The following is a 15,770-nucleotide window of genomic DNA, read 5'->3' as shown; positions in this document are numbered from 1 at the left end:
GTCAACTCTTATGAAGGCAAAAAATGACCGAGATACAGCGCCTGCTTACCGCCACCATCGACGATCTTAACCTCCGCGAAAAGCGCGACAATCGCCCGCGCTTTAGCATTAGCTTTATTCGCAAACATCCTGGACTGTTTGTCGCCATGTATGCCGCCTGGCTGGCGACGCTGATTGTGATGCTGAAGTCCGAAACGCTGGTGGACTCCGTCTGGCTGCTGGTTGTACTGTTTGTCGTCTTTAACGCCTTTTTCTTTTTCGACGTGAATCCGCGCTACCGTTACGAAGATATCGACGTGCTCGATTTCCGGGTCTGCTATAACGGCGAATGGTACAACACGCGTTACGTGCCAGAGGAGCTGATCGAAAACATCATGCATTCACCGGCGGTAGAAGCCGGGCAAAAAGAGAAGCTGCAGAAAATGGTCTCCACCAAAGGTCAGCTCTCTTTCTATGATGTCTTTACCCTTTCCCGCCCTGCTGCTGCGTAATTAACGCCTGCAGACGTCGGATCCCCGGCGCAAACTGAGAAGCAGAGGTATTGCCGTAACCTAAAACCAGACCGGTTTGCCCCTGCTTCGCCTCCAGGTAGTACCCGCTCAGCGCAGCGGGTGCCAGCTGAAACGCCCTCGCCTGCTCCACCAGCTTCTGGTCGTCAATACCGTCTATCGCCAGCGTCAGATGCATTCCCCCTTCGCCTGCCAGAATGCGATGCGGAGAATGAAGCTCTGCGCTCAGCACCTCCCGCAGCTGGCGGTAGCGTTTACGGTAGAGCCGACGCATGGCGGCAAGGTGACGGGCGTAATGACCTTCTTCAATAAATAGCGCCAGGGTACGCTGCTCCGCACGATGTCCCCCGCGCAACAGCGAGCCGATGGCCGGACGAGCCGCTTTCGCCAGCGCTGGCGGTAGCACCATGAACCCCATTCTGAGCGAAGGAAACAGCGTTTTACTGAACGTCCCCAGATACACAACGGGCGCATTGTTGACCATTCCCAGCATCGCCGGTACGGGCTCACCGGCATAGCGGAACTCGCTGTCGTAATCGTCTTCAATGATCCACGCGTTGTGCTGCCGGGCCAGCTCCAGCAGCGCCAGCCGCCGCCGCGCGCTGAGCACGCTCCCGTAAGGGAACTGATGCGAAGGTGAGGTAAAAATCATTGAGGGCGCAGGCGCATCCAGCCCTTCCCAGCACATTCCCTCGTCATCTACCGGTATTCCCGTCATTGCCAGGCCAGTTTTAACAAACGCACTCTTTGCCCCGCTATAGCCGGGGTTTTCTACCCAGGAGACATCGCCAGGCTCGCTTAACAGCATCGTGCAGAGGTTGACGCCTTCAAGCGCCCCTTCGGTTATCGCAATCTGGCTGGAGTCGCAGTCGATACCGCGGGACAGGGCGAGATGCCGGGCAATCGCGGCGCGCAGCGACGGCTCGCCGGCCGGGTCGCCATAGCCTAACAGGGCGCTTCCCTCCTCGCGCAGGACACGATCGTACAATCGCCGCCACAGCGGCAAGGGGAAATAGTTAATGGCTGGCGTTCCCGGCGTAAACGCCATCACCGGGGTGTCGCGCGGCACGGGCGCGGGCAGCAGGGCGACCCGTTTTGTCAGCCTGATGTCAGGATCCGGCAATGCCCGGGCAATCGTACGATGAGCGAATTGCCCCACCCGCGTTCCCTGACGGTTACGCAGTAAATAACCTTCGAGCGTGAGCTGGTCCAGCGCGGCATTGACGGTGTTTCGGGAAACCGAGATCTGCTGCGCCAGCGTTCGCGAACCGGGCAGCTGGCTGCCGGACCGAAGCCTTCCGCTCAGTATGGCCTCCCGCAAAGCGAGATAGAGCGCGCGCTGAAGCGTCTCTTGCCCACGCTTTTTCAGCGCAGCATGGAGCAAAGTGTAAAGCTCATCACCCGGTATATTCATCTTCCCTCCTTGTGGTACCAGAAAAACATAGCCTGGTGGTTCTTTTTAAGGAACCAGCAATTCACTAATCTGGAGATCTTTTCAACGTCATGGAAATAAAGATGAATACATTCAACGAGTTTGGACAGCCTGTAGGCGAAGCCCTTATCGACTGGCAGCCTCGTCAGCACCCGTCCCGGGTGGTCCTTCAGGGTCACTATTGTCGGCTTGAGCCGCTGCGCGTGGAGCATGCCCACGCGTTGTTCTCCGCCTATTCCCTGGCCGAAGATACCCGCAGCTGGACGTGGCTGCTGCGTGAACCCGATGCCACCGCAGAGGAGTTTGCCGACTGGGTGGCGAGCGTAAGTGAGTTATCCGATCCCATCCACTTTACCGTTATGGATAACCGGACCCAGTCTCCTGTCGGGACGCTGTCCCTGATGCGGATCGATCCTAAAAACGGGGTCGTGGAAGTGGGTCACGTTCACTTCTCTCCTCTGTTAAGCCGCACGCCAGGGTCGACAGAAGCGCAGTATCTGCTGATGCGGTACGTGTTCGATACCCTGGGGTACCGGCGTTATGAATGGAAGTGCAATAGCCTGAACGAGCCTTCCCGCAAAGCGGCGCTGCGTCTGGGCTTTCAGTTTGAAGGGCGCTTTCGTCAGGCGCTGGTCATAAAAGGCCGTAACCGGGATACCGACTGGTTTTCGATTCTCGACAAAGAGTGGCCTGCGCTGGCGAGCGCCTTTGAAAGCTGGCTTGCCACCGACAATTTTACCGCCGATGGCAAACAGAAAAGATCCCTGGAAAGCTGGCGAGAAACGCGCGTTTAGCGTCTTTTTTTACGTCCCTGAACCGCCTTAAAGCGCGGATTAGATTTGCAAATTACGTATAAGCGTCCCTTGCGTTTGACTATCTGGCAATCCGGGTGACGCTGCTTTGCACTGCGTAATGAGTTAAGTACCTGCATGGTTAGCTCCGCTTCGCATTGAGAAAACCGCCAAAACGCTTGCGGAAGCGCGCTGCGCTGCCGTCCGTGGAGAACGTTTTCTGCTTACCGGTATAAAACGGGTGCGATTTTGAAGAAACCTCGATGGTGATGTACGGATACGTTTCACCGTCGAGTTCAATTTCGCGGTCGGTTTTAATGGTTGAGCCGACTTTGAAGTACTCATTAGCGCTGGTGTCGTGGAATACCACGGTGCGATAGGCTGGGTGGATATCGGGTTTCATCGTAAATCCTTTATGTTTTGTTATAACATAACAAAATAATATCCAGGCGAGGTTGAAAAAACAACCCCTCTCTTCTGACGATAATTTCTCGTATGCCTGAGATAAAATGAAAACCATGCCAACCTCGTGCTATAACTATATCATTTCGCGGTAAAATCTTTCTCTTCAGGCAGGGAACTCAATGCCCAGGAACGGGTATACGAGGAAGGACACGACAGCATGAAAACCCGACATCTGGTCAGTCTGGTGACTGGCGTACTTATCTTTTCTGTGCTGGTCCCCATTTGCCTGAGCATCTGGCTGGCCCACCGCCAGGCGGAAGATAAATTTGCCGATGCGCTGGATAACTATGCCTCCCGCGTGCTGGTACGCACCGACAGGGTTGTGGATCAGGCAAAAGAAGCGCTCGATCACCTGCAGGCTTTTGAGGGAGTGCCGTGTAGCCCCTTGCAATTGCGGGAAATGCGCCGGGTCGCTTTCTCGTGGCGATATGTCCAGGAAGTGATTTATATCGACAACCTTCGACCGCTCTGCTCCTCCCTGGAGCAAACCAGCCATGCGTCCCCTTTTCCCCCTCCAATGCGCATTACCGAAGATGGTTACAGCGCGTGGCTGACCACGCAAAACGATCTTGGGTTTAACCGCTACATGACGGTGCTGGGAAAAGGCCACTACCTTGTCATGATCGATCCTGCCTCGCTGGTGGACGTGATCCCTTTCGGCGAGATAGCGATTGATGCCGCCCTGGTAGGAAGCGCAACGCACCGCATATTCGCCAGCAGCAGCAAGCTCGACTCTCACATCCGCGACATGGTTCAGGAGCGGGGTGTGAAAAGCGTGCAGTACAACGGTTCAATGTACGTCATGAAGTCTGTACCTGAGCTTGGGTTTACCGTTGTCGCATGGGCAACGCTCAAACCGCTGGCTGAAACCTGGCACCGGCAGCTTCTTTTCTGGTTACCGTTCGGCATGTTGATAAGCCTGCTCGCCGCACTGTTTGTCCTGCGGATCCTGCGGCGTATCCAGTCGCCGCGCAATCGCCTGCTTGACGCAATTAACAGCCGGGATTTTGTGGTCCACTATCAGCCCATCGTGGCGCTCTGTAGCGGAAAAATTGTGGGCGCTGAGGCGCTAACGCGCTGGCCGCAGCCGGACGGAAGCTGCCTCTCGCCGGATATTTTTGTCCCCCTTGCCGAGCAAACGGGGCTCATCTCGAAGCTGACACAGTTAGTCATCGAAAAGGTGTTTGAAGATATGGGCCACTGGCTGCAACGCTATCCGGATCAGCATATCTCCATTAACCTCGCCCCTGCCGATTTAACCTCCGGCATCCTGCCGCCTCTGCTGAGCCAGCTCCTGAACAAGTGGCAAATCCACCCCCGGCAAATCGCCCTTGAGCTCACCGAGCGCGGCTTTGCCGATCCCAAAATTAGCGCACCGGCTATCGCCGCATTTCGTCGTTCGGGCCACCCTGTCTATATTGATGATTTTGGCACGGGCTATTCCAGCCTGAGCTATCTGCAGGATCTGGACGTCGATACGCTAAAAATTGATAAATCGTTCGTGGATGCGCTGGAGTATAAAAATGTGACGCCGCACATCATTGAAATAGCGAAGTCGCTGAAGCTAGCGATGGTAGCGGAGGGCGTCGAAACCGCAGGGCAACTCGCCTGGCTACACCGCCACGGCGTGCAGTACGGGCAGGGGTGGTACTACAGCAAAGCGCTGCCAAAGACGGAATTTATTCTTTGGGCAGAAAATAACCTCGGCATGCATTCTACTTAAGATAGGATTTCATCACCCGCAACACCACGCCAAGATCGGCTTCACGCTGCGCTTCTTCAGGCTCTTTCACCACATGATCGGTTAAATGCCCTTCGATCACCTGCATCATCATGCCATTGACCGCCCCGCGGATCGCCGCCAGCTGCTGTAACACCTCGGCGCATTCGTGATCGCTGTTGAGCATTTTTTCCAGCGCGGTGCTCTGCCCCTGAATTTTCTTCAGGCGAGTCAGTAGCATCTTCTTGTCTCGAACGGTATGTGACATCTCTGTACCCCTTATTTTTTGGCTTTTAAAGCATACCACGCGCTACTCCCCCTGAGTATTTTTCTACTGGGGGGTAGTATTACGCTACTGGGGGGAGTAGTATCTCCGCACGCTTTCCACTCCGGAATTTCCCATGACCGATTTTGCTTCACTCCTTCAGCAGGGCAACGCCTGGCTGTTTGTTCCCAGCGCTATCCTGCTCGGTGCGCTACATGGCCTGGAACCGGGCCATTCAAAAACAATGATGGCCGCCTTTATTGTTGCCATCCGCGGCACGCTGAAACAGGCGGTGCTGCTCGGCCTGGCGGCCACGCTCTCCCATACGGCGGTGGTCTGGCTCGTTGCGATGGCGGGATTATGGTTTTGTCGGGGCTGGGATGCACACACGTCCGAACCCTGGTTCCAGCTGATTTCCGGGGTGCTGATCGTTGCGATCGCCCTGTGGATGGCGTGGCGAACCTGGAAAGAGAGCCAGCCGCACGATCATCATCATCACGACCATGATCACCACCACCACCACCATGACCATGTCCATGACCACCATCATGATCATCATCACCATCACCACGAACACTCGCTGGTTGAAGAAGAGTGGCAGGACGCCCACCAGCGCGCTCACGCGCAGGATATTAACCGGCGCTTCAGCGGTCAAAACGTCACCACCGGACAGATCGTGATGTTTGGCCTGACCGGCGGGCTTATCCCCTGTCCGGCGTCCATCACCGTGCTGCTGATCTGCCTGCAGCTAAAGCATTTCGCCCTCGGCGCGACGCTGGTGTTCAGCTTCAGTATTGGTCTGGCGTTAACGCTGGTCGCTTCCGGCGCGATTGCCGCCTTAAGCCTCAAGCACGCGACCAAACGCTGGCCCGGGTTTAGCGAATTCTCCCGTAAAGCGCCGTGGATCTCCGCTGCGCTGATTACCGTAGTAGGGATTTACATGATCCTGCATGGCCTGAGCGGCATTCTGGCGTAAGACTGCGGCCACGCTCTGTGGCCGCATCTCTTGGTCAGTTAAGGGTTCTGCTGCCAGCTGAAGGTATAGCGAAGCTGGCGTGTCTGCAGGAGGAATTCCGGAGAGACGCTGGGGCTCCAGGAGTCGTCGCCGCCCACGCCCATATGGAACGCATCGAGATTGAGCCAGCATCCCGGCTCTTCGCGCAGCAGATGATGATGGGTTGTCTCACGCAGCTGCTGCTGGCCGTAGCGGCTCACCGAGAAATGGAACCGGCCGTTCAGCTGATGCGTTCCCACCACAAGTTCCCGGGTATCGCAGCGCAAACCATTTTCCGTCGGGAAGATATACGGCGTGTGCATGGCCTCGAGAGGTAATGTCCAGCGACCCTGCTGCGCCGCCAGCTTTCTGTCCGGGTAGTTTTCATGCGGCCCCAGCCCCAGCCAGTGAACGTTTTCCGGCGTTTCGGCAAGATGAACGCTCAGGCCAACGCGCGCGGGTTCAGGAATATCAGACGCAACATCAATCTGAATATCGCCATGCAGAACGCCCCGATCGTCCACCCGCCAGACTTTACGGCTCATGAACAAGGCTTTGCCGCGATACTCAAGCACGTGCTGGGTTGTGACCACCACGTCGCCTGCGTGCTGCTGCGCCTCACAGTGCAGAACGCGCGAGGTGAGTTCATACATGCCCGCCGCTTTCCAGCGTTCAACCCAGGCGTTCGGATCGATCTGCGTCGCTTCACTCACGCCAATGTCGTTATCCAGCGGCGCGCGGCTGACGTTATCCGTCAGAGGTGAAAGCAGCGTTTCAACGCCGTTTCGCCACCATTGGGACAGGTTTCCGGTTGCGCGATCGAACTGCCAGCGCTGTTGACGATGGGCGATCTCCAGGATGCGATCGTTTTGCGTTAACACCGGCGGCTCGCCCGCCGGGACTGGCGGAGCAATAAAAAGGGGAGCCGGAAGCGGCCACTGCTCCCACGCGCAGCGGTGGTCAGCCGGAGACCACGGCGTTGCCCGCGGCTGGCGTACTTCAACGTTCAGCCAGACCTCACCCGGCACGGCTTTCAGCGCCGGCAGGTCAATCTCCAGACGCTGGGTGCCTTCAGGCGCCATCGAGAGCGTCACCTCGCCCGCGGCCAGCACGTCCCCGTCCCGGGCAACCGTCCAGTTCAGCACTTCGTTATCGGTGTGGCGGAACAGGTAGCCGCTTTGCACCTCAATCACCAGCGGAGAGGTGCTGACCCGCGTAAAGGTAAAGAACTGCTGGGCACGCTGCGCCTCGTACAGCGCCGGATGCGGCGTGCGATCGGGGAACACCAGCCCGTTAAGACAAAACTGCCGATCGTTCGGCTTATCCCCGAAGTCTCCGCCGTAGGCCCAGAACGCGTTGCCCTTTTCATCCCGTTTCGTCAGGGCCTGATCGACCCAGTCCCAGACAAACCCGCCCTGCAGGCGAGGATGGCTGCGAAACGCTTCCCAGTATTTCGCAAACCCGCCGAAGCTATTTCCCATCGCGTGGGCGTATTCACAGAGGATCAGCGGGCGCGTTTCGTCCGGCATGCCGATCCATTTCTTGATTGACCATTTAGGCACTGCCGGGAAGGGCTGATCCCGATCGACCCGGGCGTACATCGGACAGACAATATCGGTCGCCGCCGTGTTCGCGCCGCCGCCTTCATACTGCACCGGACGCGTAGGATCGGTGGTTTTCAGCCAGCGGTACAGCGCATCGTGATTCGCGCCGTGGCCCGACTCATTGCCCAGGGACCAGATGATAACCGAGGGATGATTACGATCGCGCTGCACCATGCGGGTCACGCGTTCGCTCATGGCGGGCAGCCAGCGCGGATCGTCAGCAAGGCGGCTCATCGGCACCATGCCGTGCGTTTCGATATTGGCTTCGTCAACGACGTACAGCCCGTAGCGGTCGCAAAGCCGGTACCACATGGGATGGTTCGGGTAGTGCGAGCAGCGCACGGCGTTGAAGTTGTGCTGCTTCATGATTTCGATATCGCGGCGCATGGTCGCTTCGTCCATCACCTGGCCGTTTTCCGGATGATGCTCGTGTCGGTTAACCCCGCGGATTAGCAGCGGTTTACCGTTAAGCTTCAGCAGGCCATTGCCGATCTCAACGCGGCGGAAGCCCACGTCGCACGCCTCAACCTCCAGCACCTCACCCTGCGGGTTAAGAAGCGCAATCGTCAGGCGATACAGTTCTGGCGTTTCAGCGCTCCAGAGCGCGGGCTGGTCGACGGGGATCGCCGTCGTTAGCCGCTCTGCCCAGCTGCCGCGCTCGTCGACGATGGCAGATCCTGGCCGCCGGGAAACGCTGGCGCATTTTTCACCCCTGCGCCACAGGGTCATGACCACCTCGCAGTCTGCAAAGCCAGCGCCTGTCAGCGCGACATCCATCTTCAGCACCGCGCGGTCCAGCTCCGCATTCAGGTCCGTCACCACGTGATAATCGGCAATCTGCGTCTTGGGTTTATGCAGCAGCGTCACATCGCGGAAGATGCCGCTCATGCGCCACATGTCCTGATCTTCCAGATAGCTGCCGTCGCACCAGCGCAATACCATGACCGCCAGGCGGTTCTGCCCGGGGCGCAAGGCCGCCGAGAGGTCAAATTCGGCGGGCAATCGGCTGTCCTGGGAATAGCCCATCCACTGTCCGTTGCACCAGAGATGGAACGCGGAGTTCACGCCGTCGAAGATGATGCGGGTCTGCCCGCTCTGAAGCCAGGCGTCATCCACCTCAAATGTGAGCGAGTAACAACCGGTCGGATTTTCCTGCGGCACGAAAGGCGGGTTAACGGGAATGGGATAGGTGACATTGGTATAGATGGGCGTGTCGAAACCCTGCATCTGCCAGTTAGACGGCACGGGCATCGCAACGGCATCGGCGCAATCTTCGGTTACCCATGCCTGAGGAACCTGCTCCGGCGCGGTAAAGAAGCTAAACTGCCACACTCCGTTCAGAGAGTGCCTGCTGGTCGATCCAGCGTCCTCTCTGGCAGAGTGTTCATTGCGCCAGCTGTGCAACGGCGCGTGTGCGGCCAGACGGTTCCACTGGGTGACGCCAGGATTTTCCCAGTCCCGACGGGCCAGAATGGCGCTGAGGGTCAGCGGTGAAGTGGTGGACATAGTAACCTCTTTGCGAAGCGCTCACAATTTTGGTTAACATGCCCTGGCACCGGGCAACGGTAAAGCGTTCAATCGCGGGGTAGCGAGTCCGATCACAAAGTTTTATTTGCGGGCAATCTGCTCGGCAAGGAGTGCCAGGCTTCTGAGCTGCTGCGCCAGATCCTCGCGTTCGGCCTGCTTCGGATTGCGGCGCGCGCTGGAATGACGGGTAACCAGCGTCACCGGCAGCTGAACCTGCCGGCACGCTTCGCCCCCGGAAGGCGCCAGCAGCCACTCCACGCTGCGTTCGCCTGCCTCGCGAAACGCCTGACGAATGGTTGTCAGCGGCGGGGAAAACCAGGCGCTGTCGGCCGTATCGTCAAACCCAACCACCGAAAGCTGGCCAGGTATCGCGATCCCTTTTTCCGCGCAGGCGCGCATCGCCCCGAGCGCCATCTGATCGTTCGCCACCAGAATCGCGTCCGGTAATGCCGCACCCGACAGCAGCACGTGTCCCTTCTCATAACCGCTGGCCGCGCTCCAGTCACCGTAGGCCACAGCCGTCGCGTTAAGACCCGCCAGCGCCAGCGTCGCTTTCCAGCCCGCCAGGCGCGCCCGCGCAGAGACCGAGCTTTCCGGCCCGCTCAGCAGGGCAATGCGCTGATGCCCCAGAGAAAGCAGATGCTCAACGCCCAGACGCGCCCCCTGCTCCGCGTTAAACACGAGGCTGTTTACCCGCGCTGAGGGCGATACATCGAGGAACAGCACCGGGACGGGCGACGCCAGCGACCCGAGCTCTTCGGCGTGCGGATCGTCAAGCGGCACATTCACCAGCAGCGCGTCCACCCGCTGTGCCAGCAGCGCCTGAAGCGCGGCCTGACACTGCTGGGGTTGCTCCACCATGGAGATAAGGACGCTCGCCCCCTGTTCCGCCGCACGCGATTTGACTGCCGACACAATTTGCGAAGGCGCGTGCAGGGCCAGGTCGGTGGTGATGAGGCCCAACGTACGGGTGCGTTTCCCCGCCAGCTGCTGCGCCCGAAGGTTAGGAACGTAGTGCAGCTCCGCCATCGCCTGCTGCACCTTTTCTCGCGTGCGGGCAGACACATGTTCCGCGTCGTTAATGACGCGGGAAACGGTCTGATAAGAAACCCCCGCAAGGAGGGCGACATCATAGAGAGTGATTGCTTTCATGCTTTCTGGCATCGCGATTTTCGAAGCGTCTATTCTGGCACAGCGACGCCGTTAAAACATGTGAGCGCTTCGCAAAATTAAACAACCCGCTCCGGCTGGACTATTTCCGCAATGCGCGGCTTCTGGCGGAACCAGGGCAGGCAGAGCTGGATAAGCGGGCCAATGGTCAGTGCATACAGTACGGTTCCCACCCCAAACGTGCCGCCAAGCACGCACCCAATCAGCAGAACGGACACCTCAATTGAGGTACGCACGCTGCGAATGGACCACCCCAGTCGGGCGTGAATGCCGGTCATCAGGCCGTCGCGCGGGCCTGGCCCGAAACCGGCCCCGATGTACATGCTGGTCGCAATCGCGTTCATCACGATGCCCGACACCAGGAAAGCAATTCGAACGGGTAACGAATCCAGCTCCGGGATAAGCGCCATGCTGGCGTCCGCCGCCAGGCCGATACAAATCACGTTGCTGATCGTGCCAAGGCCCGGCATCTGGCGCAGCGGGATCCACAGCAGCAGCACCGCCGCGCCGGTCACAATGATCACCGTCCCGATAGTCATCCCCAGCTGCATCCCCACCCCGAGGTGAAACACATCCCAGGGATCGACACCCAAATCGGAACGAATAAACATTGCGGTGGAAAGGCCATACAGTCCTAAACCGACATAGAGTTGTAGCAGACGACGTACCATTTTTATCTTCTCCAGTGAACCAGGCTTTCATCCTGACCTAAAATGGCACTATGATTAATGTCCAGTTTTCAAATAGTGGACTGCATATGTCATCACGTCGCTTCGGAAGCCAGTCTCTGGTACGCCTTTTAGGCCACTGGCAGCAAGCCTCATCCCGCACCCCGCTCTGGCGACAGCTGGCCGACGCGCTGCGTTTGTTAATTCTTGATGGGCGTCTGGCACTGAATACGCGGCTGCCGGGCGAGCGTGAGCTGGCCACGGCGCTGGACGTGAGCCGAACCACCATCAGCAGCGCGCTCGCCCACCTGCGTGAAGAGGGGTACCTTGAAAGCCGCCACGGCAGCGGGTCACGGGTCATTCTCCCTGACACGCGCGCCGTTCCCACCCTTTCCGCGGCGAGCGCCGCACTGGATCTCTCCACTGCCGCCCTGAATGCCGGGCCGGAGATCCATCAGGCTTATGCCCATGCGCTCACGGCCATTACCCCGCTTCTCTCGCTGACGGGCTACGATCAGCTGGGGCTACCGACGCTGCGGGAGGCCATCGCTGCGCGCTATACCGCGCGGGGCCTTCCCACCCGCGCAGACGAAGTGATGGTGGTTAATGGCGCCGTCAGCGGCTTTGCGCTGGTGCTGCGGATGATGACCGGGCCGGGGGACCGCGTCGTGGTCGATCATCCCACCTATCCGCTGGCGATTGCCGCCATTCAGGGGGCGCAGTGTCGGCCAGTCGGGGTGTCGCTGCCGGAAACCGGCTGGGATACGGATGGCTTTGCCGCAACGCTTGCCCAGACGGCGCCGCGCCTGGCCTACCTGATGCCAGATTTTCATAATCCGACCGGGCGCTGTATGGATATCGCCACCCGTCAGGCCATCACGGATATTGCAGCCCAAACCCGCACGGCGCTGGTGGTGGATGAAACGATGGTGGATCTCTGGTTTGATGCGCCTCCCCCGCCACCGCTGGCCGCCTTTAACCCGCAGGCCACCGTCATCACCTTAGGCTCTGCCGGAAAAAGCTTCTGGGGCGGGCTGCGTCTCGGCTGGATCCGCGCCTCATCGCGCATCATCGCCACCCTTGCCCAGACGCGGGATACTCTGGATTTAGGCTCGCCGCTGCTCGAACAGCTGGCAATGCGGTGGCTCATTAACAACAGCGAGACGTTTCTGCCCGCACGCCGGAAGATGCTGGCGGAACGGCGCGATCGATGTGGTGACCTGCTGCGCGAACATTTCCCGGAGTGGAAATTCCACGAGGCGGAAGGCGGGCTCTCTTACTGGATAGAGCTTCCAGGCATGCTGGCGACACAGCTTGCCGCGCGGGCAGAAATAATCGGGATTAACCTGGGAACCGGGACGCGATTTGGTTTATCGGGGGCGTTTGACCGCTATTTACGTATGCCCTTCTCGCTGGAATCGACAGAGCTTGAGCAGGCGTTGCTTAGGATCAAACCGTTATGGCTCGCCCTGAATAAAAACGTGCCATCGTTAAAACGCAGCGTGATCTGATATTTAAATATTTGAAGCAGATCATAAAATAAAAACTGCTGACTGTAATATATGCAGTCAGCAGTTTTCACTGGTCAGGGTTTAATGCTGAGGAGGAATAGGAAAGCCTTTTAGTGAAATAACGAAGTTATCACCGTCTTTCTTTATTTTTGCACCGGTATCACACCAGTCAGACGCAATACGAAAGAACTCATCGCTTCCAACATTCCAGCCAAGACGTACATGCTTCACGTAGCCTGAACGCAACAGATCGCAGGCCTCGTTGTAGTCACTGGCGGTTGACAGTTGTTGTTTCATTTTCTCTTCTTCAGAAGTTTACGTAGAGCCTTGATTTCTTTAGGAGTAAAAGGAGAAACACTCTCTTCTTCCGTATGCTGATTATCAATATCCTCTTCCGATACTCCCGCCTCTTCTACTGCTTCGAACGCCAGCAGCAGCAGTTTCTCTGTCGTCACGCTTAAATTCTCGTTATTGACTTCCGCATAGTGGCGAAGTCTTTCTTTTAGAGCGTCATCAATCTTAACGTTTAATACCGCTGTAGCCATGTTTGTCACTTCCCTTCGGAATAAGTACTTTATTTAATACACGAACTTAACAATGTTATCCAGATATATATTTTTTTGAGTTATGGAAGAAAATAACCGTCCGATTATAAAATGACAGTCTATTATTACAGGTTTATGACAATAATATTTCAGTGCAATGAAATATATATTACACGATACAGGCGTAGTTTTATTGTGGAGTAATGCTTTGAGGGAGAGGTGAAGCTGAAGAATCTTAGGAGGTCACAAATGGGTGGGGGCCCTGCCAGCTACATCCCGGCACACACGTCGTCTGCCCTGGCTGCTTCCTTCCGGACCTGACCTGGTGAACAGAGTAGCGTTGCGGGAGAACCAACAGAGCCCCCATTGAGAGCGTTGATAACCAACGCGCTGGCGCATTATCCCTGTGCTAAAGCCCAATTGCAAGCGACCAGCAACCGGATGCTGGTTTCTTGCGCAAACAGGCGCAGCAATCATGAAGATCTTCGTTTACCATAGCTTTCCAGAAACTCCCCACAGGTAAAGGTATGGACGAACACGACTCCTTTCCACAGCGCGTATGGCAAATCGTGGCCTCAATCCCGGAAGGCTACGTCACCACCTATGGTGATGTCGCGCGTCTGGCCGGTTCCCCGCGCGCGGCGCGACAGGTTGGAGGCGTCCTGAAACGGCTGCCGGAAGGCAGTACGCTGCCCTGGCATCGGGTGGTGAACCGTCATGGCGCCATTTCACTCACCGGGCCGGATCTTCAGCGTCAGCGTCAGGCGTTACTTTCAGAGGGTGTGCAGGTGTCAGGGTCGGGTCAGATCGATTTGCAGAAGTTTCGCTGGGTATATTGACCCCTCTCCCGGAGGAGAGGGGAAATGCAGAAATTACATCTGAGTCGGTGGAGTTGGCAGAGACGGCTGATTGGTCTGCGGTGCGACCGGCACTTCGGTCTGCTGCACCGGCACCAGGTTCAGATCGATTTTTGTCCCACCGTTGTTGATCGCTTCCTGGACCGTATCGGTGATAAAGACCAGCTTGCCGTTGATGGTTACCGCTGCGCTCAGCAGGATACGGGCGTTAGGCTGCACGTCCGACGGGTTATACGGCAATACGAAGCTAAACGGCGCCTGCTTGCCTTCAGTACGAACGGCACGCTGGGCAACGACTTTCGACGGCGCGTCGGCCAGAGAAGCATCAGACAGCGTTACGGTTAATACCGCATCCGGCGGCAACGCCACTTTCTGTTTAATCCAGATGGTACCGGAAACATTAGGCTGCTGAATGGATTGCTGTGAAAGGGTATTAATCCCGTTCGGGTCGGCTGCTGGTACTGGCACTTGGGCGCTTTTACCGGCACAGGCGGACAACGCCACCGCAATAGCTACACCACTTAGCATGGGCACGAGTTTCATTGAAGTCTCCTTATCAATGCACCAGCGGGATCGATCCCATCCGATGTCGTTTCAATCACATAACGTATTCAAGTGTGGCACAGATCACCGATTTATGCCTGAAAACGTGCCGATATTCAGATTATTCTACCCATCGGACCACTTTCATTTCTGCGTTATACTCTGCCTATCTTTCGCTACGGCGTTTATTGAGGACAACTATGAGTCAGGCACTGAACAATCTGCTGACATTACTGAATCTGGAAAAAATTGAGGAAGGACTCTTTCGCGGACAGAGCGAAGATCTCGGCTTACGCCAGGTCTTCGGGGGGCAAGTCGTTGGACAAGCTCTGTACGCAGCAAAGGAGACTGTCCCGGCAGACCGTCTGGTGCATTCGTTCCACAGCTACTTCTTACGCCCTGGCGATAGCGCAAAACCGATTGTGTATGACGTTGAAGTCCTGCGAGACGGCAACAGCTTCAGCGCGCGCCGCGTAGCAGCCATTCAAAACGGCAAGCCGATCTTTTACATGACCGCCTCTTTCCAGGCGCCGGAATCCGGCTACGAGCATCAAAAAGTGATGCCCCCGGCTCCGTCGCCCGACTCTTTAAAATCAGAGACGGATATCGCCCGCGCGCTGGCGCATCTGCTTCCGCCGCAGGTCAAAGAGAAATTTCTCTGCGATAAGCCTCTGGAGATCCGCCCGGTTGAGTTCCACAACCCGATGAAAGGCCATACCGCCGAACCGAAGCGCCAGGTCTGGATCCGTGCCAACGGGACCGTGCCGGAAGATTTCCGCGTGCATCAGTATCTGCTCGGCTATGCGTCAGATTTCAACTTCCTGCCGGTGGCGCTGCAGCCGCACGGGGTTGGTTTCCTGGAAAAAGGGATGCAGGTCGCGACGATCGATCACTCCATGTGGTTCCACCGTCCGTTCAACATGAATGAGTGGCTGCTTTACAGCGTGGAGAGTACCTCAGCGTCGAGCGCGCGAGGGTTTGTGCGCGGGGAGTTTTATACTCAGGATGGCGTGCTGGTCGCGTCTACGGTGCAGGAAGGGGTAATGCGTAATCGCGGGTGATTGTGTGCGGCCTGATGCCCTCACCCTGACCCTCTCCCACGGGGAGAGGGAATACACATTAAAAACGGCAACCGAAGTTGCCGTTTTGCTTTTGCCTTGTGCGGCCTG

General features: G+C 57.4%; 17 protein-coding genes and 1 other RNA gene. 7 read left to right on the top strand and 11 right to left on the bottom strand.

Translation table 11 applies throughout. The features are described 5' to 3' along the window. Positions 1 to 23: 23 nt before the first annotated feature. A complete protein-coding gene (locus EnteroDNA1_RS19035; RefSeq protein ID WP_023310598.1) occupies positions 24 to 491 on the top strand; it encodes a YlaC family protein in 468 nt (155 codons plus the stop codon). Here the strand turns inward: EnteroDNA1_RS19035 and pdxR are convergent. Beyond that, positions 463 to 1,923: a MocR-like pyridoxine biosynthesis transcription factor PdxR gene (pdxR, locus tag EnteroDNA1_RS19030; RefSeq protein WP_069303749.1), complete on the bottom strand. Its 1,461-nt coding sequence runs from the start codon at positions 1,921 to 1,923 to the stop codon at positions 463 to 465. The two genes, EnteroDNA1_RS19035 and pdxR, sit on opposite strands and share 29 nt — an antisense overlap. Before the next feature lie 101 nt (positions 1,924 to 2,024). Between pdxR and EnteroDNA1_RS19025 the strand changes: the two genes are divergently transcribed. Next, positions 2,025 to 2,735: a GNAT family N-acetyltransferase gene (locus EnteroDNA1_RS19025; protein ID WP_048975521.1), complete on the top strand. Its 711-nt coding sequence runs from the start codon at positions 2,025 to 2,027 to the stop codon at positions 2,733 to 2,735. Here the strand turns inward: EnteroDNA1_RS19025 and ykgO are convergent. Next, on the bottom strand, positions 2,732 to 2,872 hold the full coding sequence (gene ykgO, locus EnteroDNA1_RS19020) for a type B 50S ribosomal protein L36 (protein ID WP_003859006.1): 141 nt from the start codon (positions 2,870 to 2,872) through the stop codon (positions 2,732 to 2,734). The two genes, EnteroDNA1_RS19025 and ykgO, sit on opposite strands and share 4 nt — an antisense overlap. A 2-nt stretch (positions 2,873 to 2,874) precedes the next feature. After that, the gene (locus EnteroDNA1_RS19015) at positions 2,875 to 3,135 is read right to left on the bottom strand and encodes a type B 50S ribosomal protein L31 (RefSeq protein ID WP_047061249.1); all 261 of its coding nucleotides are present in this window, start codon (positions 3,133 to 3,135) and stop codon (positions 2,875 to 2,877) included. Between the two features lie 219 nt (positions 3,136 to 3,354). Here EnteroDNA1_RS19015 and EnteroDNA1_RS19010 point away from each other — a divergent pair, with 219 nt between their 5' ends. Continuing rightward, positions 3,355 to 4,920 carry an EAL domain-containing protein gene (locus tag EnteroDNA1_RS19010; RefSeq protein ID WP_069303748.1) on the top strand — a complete coding sequence of 522 codons (1,566 nt, stop codon included), beginning with the start codon at positions 3,355 to 3,357 and terminating at the stop codon, positions 4,918 to 4,920. On the opposite strand, the gene EnteroDNA1_RS19005 is transcribed toward EnteroDNA1_RS19010, so the two are convergent. Continuing rightward, positions 4,913 to 5,185: a metal-sensing transcriptional repressor gene (locus EnteroDNA1_RS19005; RefSeq protein ID WP_023310594.1), complete on the bottom strand. Its 273-nt coding sequence runs from the start codon at positions 5,183 to 5,185 to the stop codon at positions 4,913 to 4,915. The two genes, EnteroDNA1_RS19010 and EnteroDNA1_RS19005, sit on opposite strands and share 8 nt — an antisense overlap. Positions 5,186 to 5,318: 133 nt before the next feature. Here EnteroDNA1_RS19005 and EnteroDNA1_RS19000 point away from each other — a divergent pair, with 133 nt between their 5' ends. Beyond that, on the top strand, positions 5,319 to 6,158 hold the full coding sequence (locus EnteroDNA1_RS19000; protein ID WP_069303747.1) for a nickel/cobalt efflux protein RcnA: 840 nt from the start codon (positions 5,319 to 5,321) through the stop codon (positions 6,156 to 6,158). 38 nt (positions 6,159 to 6,196) lie between these two features. Here the strand turns inward: EnteroDNA1_RS19000 and EnteroDNA1_RS18995 are convergent, their stop codons facing one another. The 3 genes from EnteroDNA1_RS18995 to yczE all read right to left on the bottom strand — a co-directional run bounded on the left by EnteroDNA1_RS18995 (position 6,197) and on the right by yczE (position 11,148). After that, complete coding sequence (locus EnteroDNA1_RS18995) at positions 6,197 to 9,286, bottom strand: beta-galactosidase (protein WP_069303746.1); 3,090 nt, start codon at positions 9,284 to 9,286, stop codon at positions 6,197 to 6,199. 102 nt (positions 9,287 to 9,388) lie between these two features. Further along, a complete protein-coding gene (locus EnteroDNA1_RS18990; RefSeq protein WP_069303745.1) occupies positions 9,389 to 10,459 on the bottom strand; it encodes a LacI family DNA-binding transcriptional regulator in 1,071 nt (356 codons plus the stop codon). A 77-nt stretch (positions 10,460 to 10,536) separates the two neighbouring features. After that, complete coding sequence (yczE, locus tag EnteroDNA1_RS18985; protein WP_069303744.1) at positions 10,537 to 11,148, bottom strand: membrane protein YczE; 612 nt, start codon at positions 11,146 to 11,148, stop codon at positions 10,537 to 10,539. 86 nt (positions 11,149 to 11,234) lie between these two features. Here yczE and yczR point away from each other — a divergent pair, with 86 nt between their 5' ends. Continuing rightward, positions 11,235 to 12,656 (top strand): MocR-like transcription factor YczR, encoded by a 1,422-nt coding sequence (gene yczR / locus EnteroDNA1_RS18980; protein ID WP_064673439.1) that lies wholly within the window; start codon positions 11,235 to 11,237, stop codon positions 12,654 to 12,656. 81 nt (positions 12,657 to 12,737) lie between these two features. Here the strand turns inward: yczR and EnteroDNA1_RS18975 are convergent, their stop codons facing one another. The 3 genes from EnteroDNA1_RS18975 to ffs all read right to left on the bottom strand — a co-directional run bounded on the left by EnteroDNA1_RS18975 (position 12,738) and on the right by ffs (position 13,558). Next, positions 12,738 to 12,953, bottom strand: coding sequence for a hypothetical protein (locus tag EnteroDNA1_RS18975; RefSeq protein WP_023310588.1), 216 nt, complete (start codon positions 12,951 to 12,953; stop codon positions 12,738 to 12,740). After that, the gene (locus EnteroDNA1_RS18970) at positions 12,950 to 13,201 is read right to left on the bottom strand and encodes a hypothetical protein (protein WP_023310587.1); all 252 of its coding nucleotides are present in this window, start codon (positions 13,199 to 13,201) and stop codon (positions 12,950 to 12,952) included. The genes EnteroDNA1_RS18975 and EnteroDNA1_RS18970 overlap by 4 nt, the downstream gene beginning before the upstream one ends. A 260-nt stretch (positions 13,202 to 13,461) precedes the next feature. Next, an RNA gene (ffs, locus tag EnteroDNA1_RS18965) (signal recognition particle sRNA small type) lies at positions 13,462 to 13,558 on the bottom strand. 170 nt (positions 13,559 to 13,728) lie between these two features. Here ffs and EnteroDNA1_RS18960 point away from each other — a divergent pair. Continuing rightward, the gene (locus EnteroDNA1_RS18960; protein WP_029741631.1) at positions 13,729 to 14,040 is read left to right on the top strand and encodes an MGMT family protein; all 312 of its coding nucleotides are present in this window, start codon (positions 13,729 to 13,731) and stop codon (positions 14,038 to 14,040) included. Positions 14,041 to 14,073: 33 nt separating this feature from the next. Here EnteroDNA1_RS18960 and EnteroDNA1_RS18955 read toward each other — a convergent pair whose 3' ends face one another. Next, on the bottom strand, positions 14,074 to 14,601 hold the full coding sequence (locus EnteroDNA1_RS18955) for a YbaY family lipoprotein (RefSeq protein WP_008503301.1): 528 nt from the start codon (positions 14,599 to 14,601) through the stop codon (positions 14,074 to 14,076). 200 nt (positions 14,602 to 14,801) lie between these two features. Here EnteroDNA1_RS18955 and tesB point away from each other — a divergent pair, with 200 nt between their 5' ends. After that, positions 14,802 to 15,662: an acyl-CoA thioesterase II gene (tesB, locus tag EnteroDNA1_RS18950; RefSeq protein WP_033144780.1), complete on the top strand. Its 861-nt coding sequence runs from the start codon at positions 14,802 to 14,804 to the stop codon at positions 15,660 to 15,662. Positions 15,663 to 15,770: the final 108 nt, after the last annotated feature.

Source organism: Enterobacter sp. HK169, from assembly GCF_001719105.1.
In the GTDB taxonomy this organism is placed as follows: Bacteria; Pseudomonadota; Gammaproteobacteria; order Enterobacterales; family Enterobacteriaceae; genus Enterobacter; species Enterobacter asburiae_B.
The sequence above is the reverse complement of the archived record's forward strand: the minus strand, read 5'-3'. Positions and strand labels throughout refer to the sequence as shown.

Excerpts from the sequence above, each read along its gene's own strand:
- EnteroDNA1_RS18955 (WP_008503301.1), bottom strand. The coding sequence starts at position 14,601 with ATGAAACTCGTGCCCATGCTAAGTGGTGTAGCTATTGCGGTGGCGTTG.
- EnteroDNA1_RS19035 (WP_023310598.1), top strand. The coding sequence starts at position 24 with ATGACCGAGATACAGCGCCTGCTTACCGCCACCATCGACGATCTTAAC.
- EnteroDNA1_RS18970 (WP_023310587.1), bottom strand. The coding sequence starts at position 13,201 with ATGGCTACAGCGGTATTAAACGTTAAGATTGATGACGCTCTAAAAGAA.
- EnteroDNA1_RS18990 (WP_069303745.1), bottom strand. The coding sequence starts at position 10,459 with ATGAAAGCAATCACTCTCTATGATGTCGCCCTCCTTGCGGGGGTTTCT.
- EnteroDNA1_RS19025 (WP_048975521.1), top strand. The coding sequence starts at position 2,025 with ATGAATACATTCAACGAGTTTGGACAGCCTGTAGGCGAAGCCCTTATC.
- EnteroDNA1_RS19005 (WP_023310594.1), bottom strand. The coding sequence starts at position 5,185 with ATGTCACATACCGTTCGAGACAAGAAGATGCTACTGACTCGCCTGAAG.
- EnteroDNA1_RS19000 (WP_069303747.1), top strand. The coding sequence starts at position 5,319 with ATGACCGATTTTGCTTCACTCCTTCAGCAGGGCAACGCCTGGCTGTTT.
- EnteroDNA1_RS19015 (WP_047061249.1), bottom strand. The coding sequence starts at position 3,135 with ATGAAACCCGATATCCACCCAGCCTATCGCACCGTGGTATTCCACGAC.
- EnteroDNA1_RS18995 (WP_069303746.1), bottom strand. The coding sequence starts at position 9,286 with ATGTCCACCACTTCACCGCTGACCCTCAGCGCCATTCTGGCCCGTCGG.
- EnteroDNA1_RS19010 (WP_069303748.1), top strand. The coding sequence starts at position 3,355 with ATGAAAACCCGACATCTGGTCAGTCTGGTGACTGGCGTACTTATCTTT.
- yczE (WP_069303744.1), bottom strand. The coding sequence starts at position 11,148 with ATGGTACGTCGTCTGCTACAACTCTATGTCGGTTTAGGACTGTATGGC.
- EnteroDNA1_RS18975 (WP_023310588.1), bottom strand. The coding sequence starts at position 12,953 with ATGAAACAACAACTGTCAACCGCCAGTGACTACAACGAGGCCTGCGAT.
- ykgO (WP_003859006.1), bottom strand. The coding sequence starts at position 2,872 with ATGCAGGTACTTAACTCATTACGCAGTGCAAAGCAGCGTCACCCGGAT.
- pdxR (WP_069303749.1), bottom strand. The coding sequence starts at position 1,923 with ATGAATATACCGGGTGATGAGCTTTACACTTTGCTCCATGCTGCGCTG.
- tesB (WP_033144780.1), top strand. The coding sequence starts at position 14,802 with ATGAGTCAGGCACTGAACAATCTGCTGACATTACTGAATCTGGAAAAA.
- EnteroDNA1_RS18960 (WP_029741631.1), top strand. The coding sequence starts at position 13,729 with ATGGACGAACACGACTCCTTTCCACAGCGCGTATGGCAAATCGTGGCC.
- yczR (WP_064673439.1), top strand. The coding sequence starts at position 11,235 with ATGTCATCACGTCGCTTCGGAAGCCAGTCTCTGGTACGCCTTTTAGGC.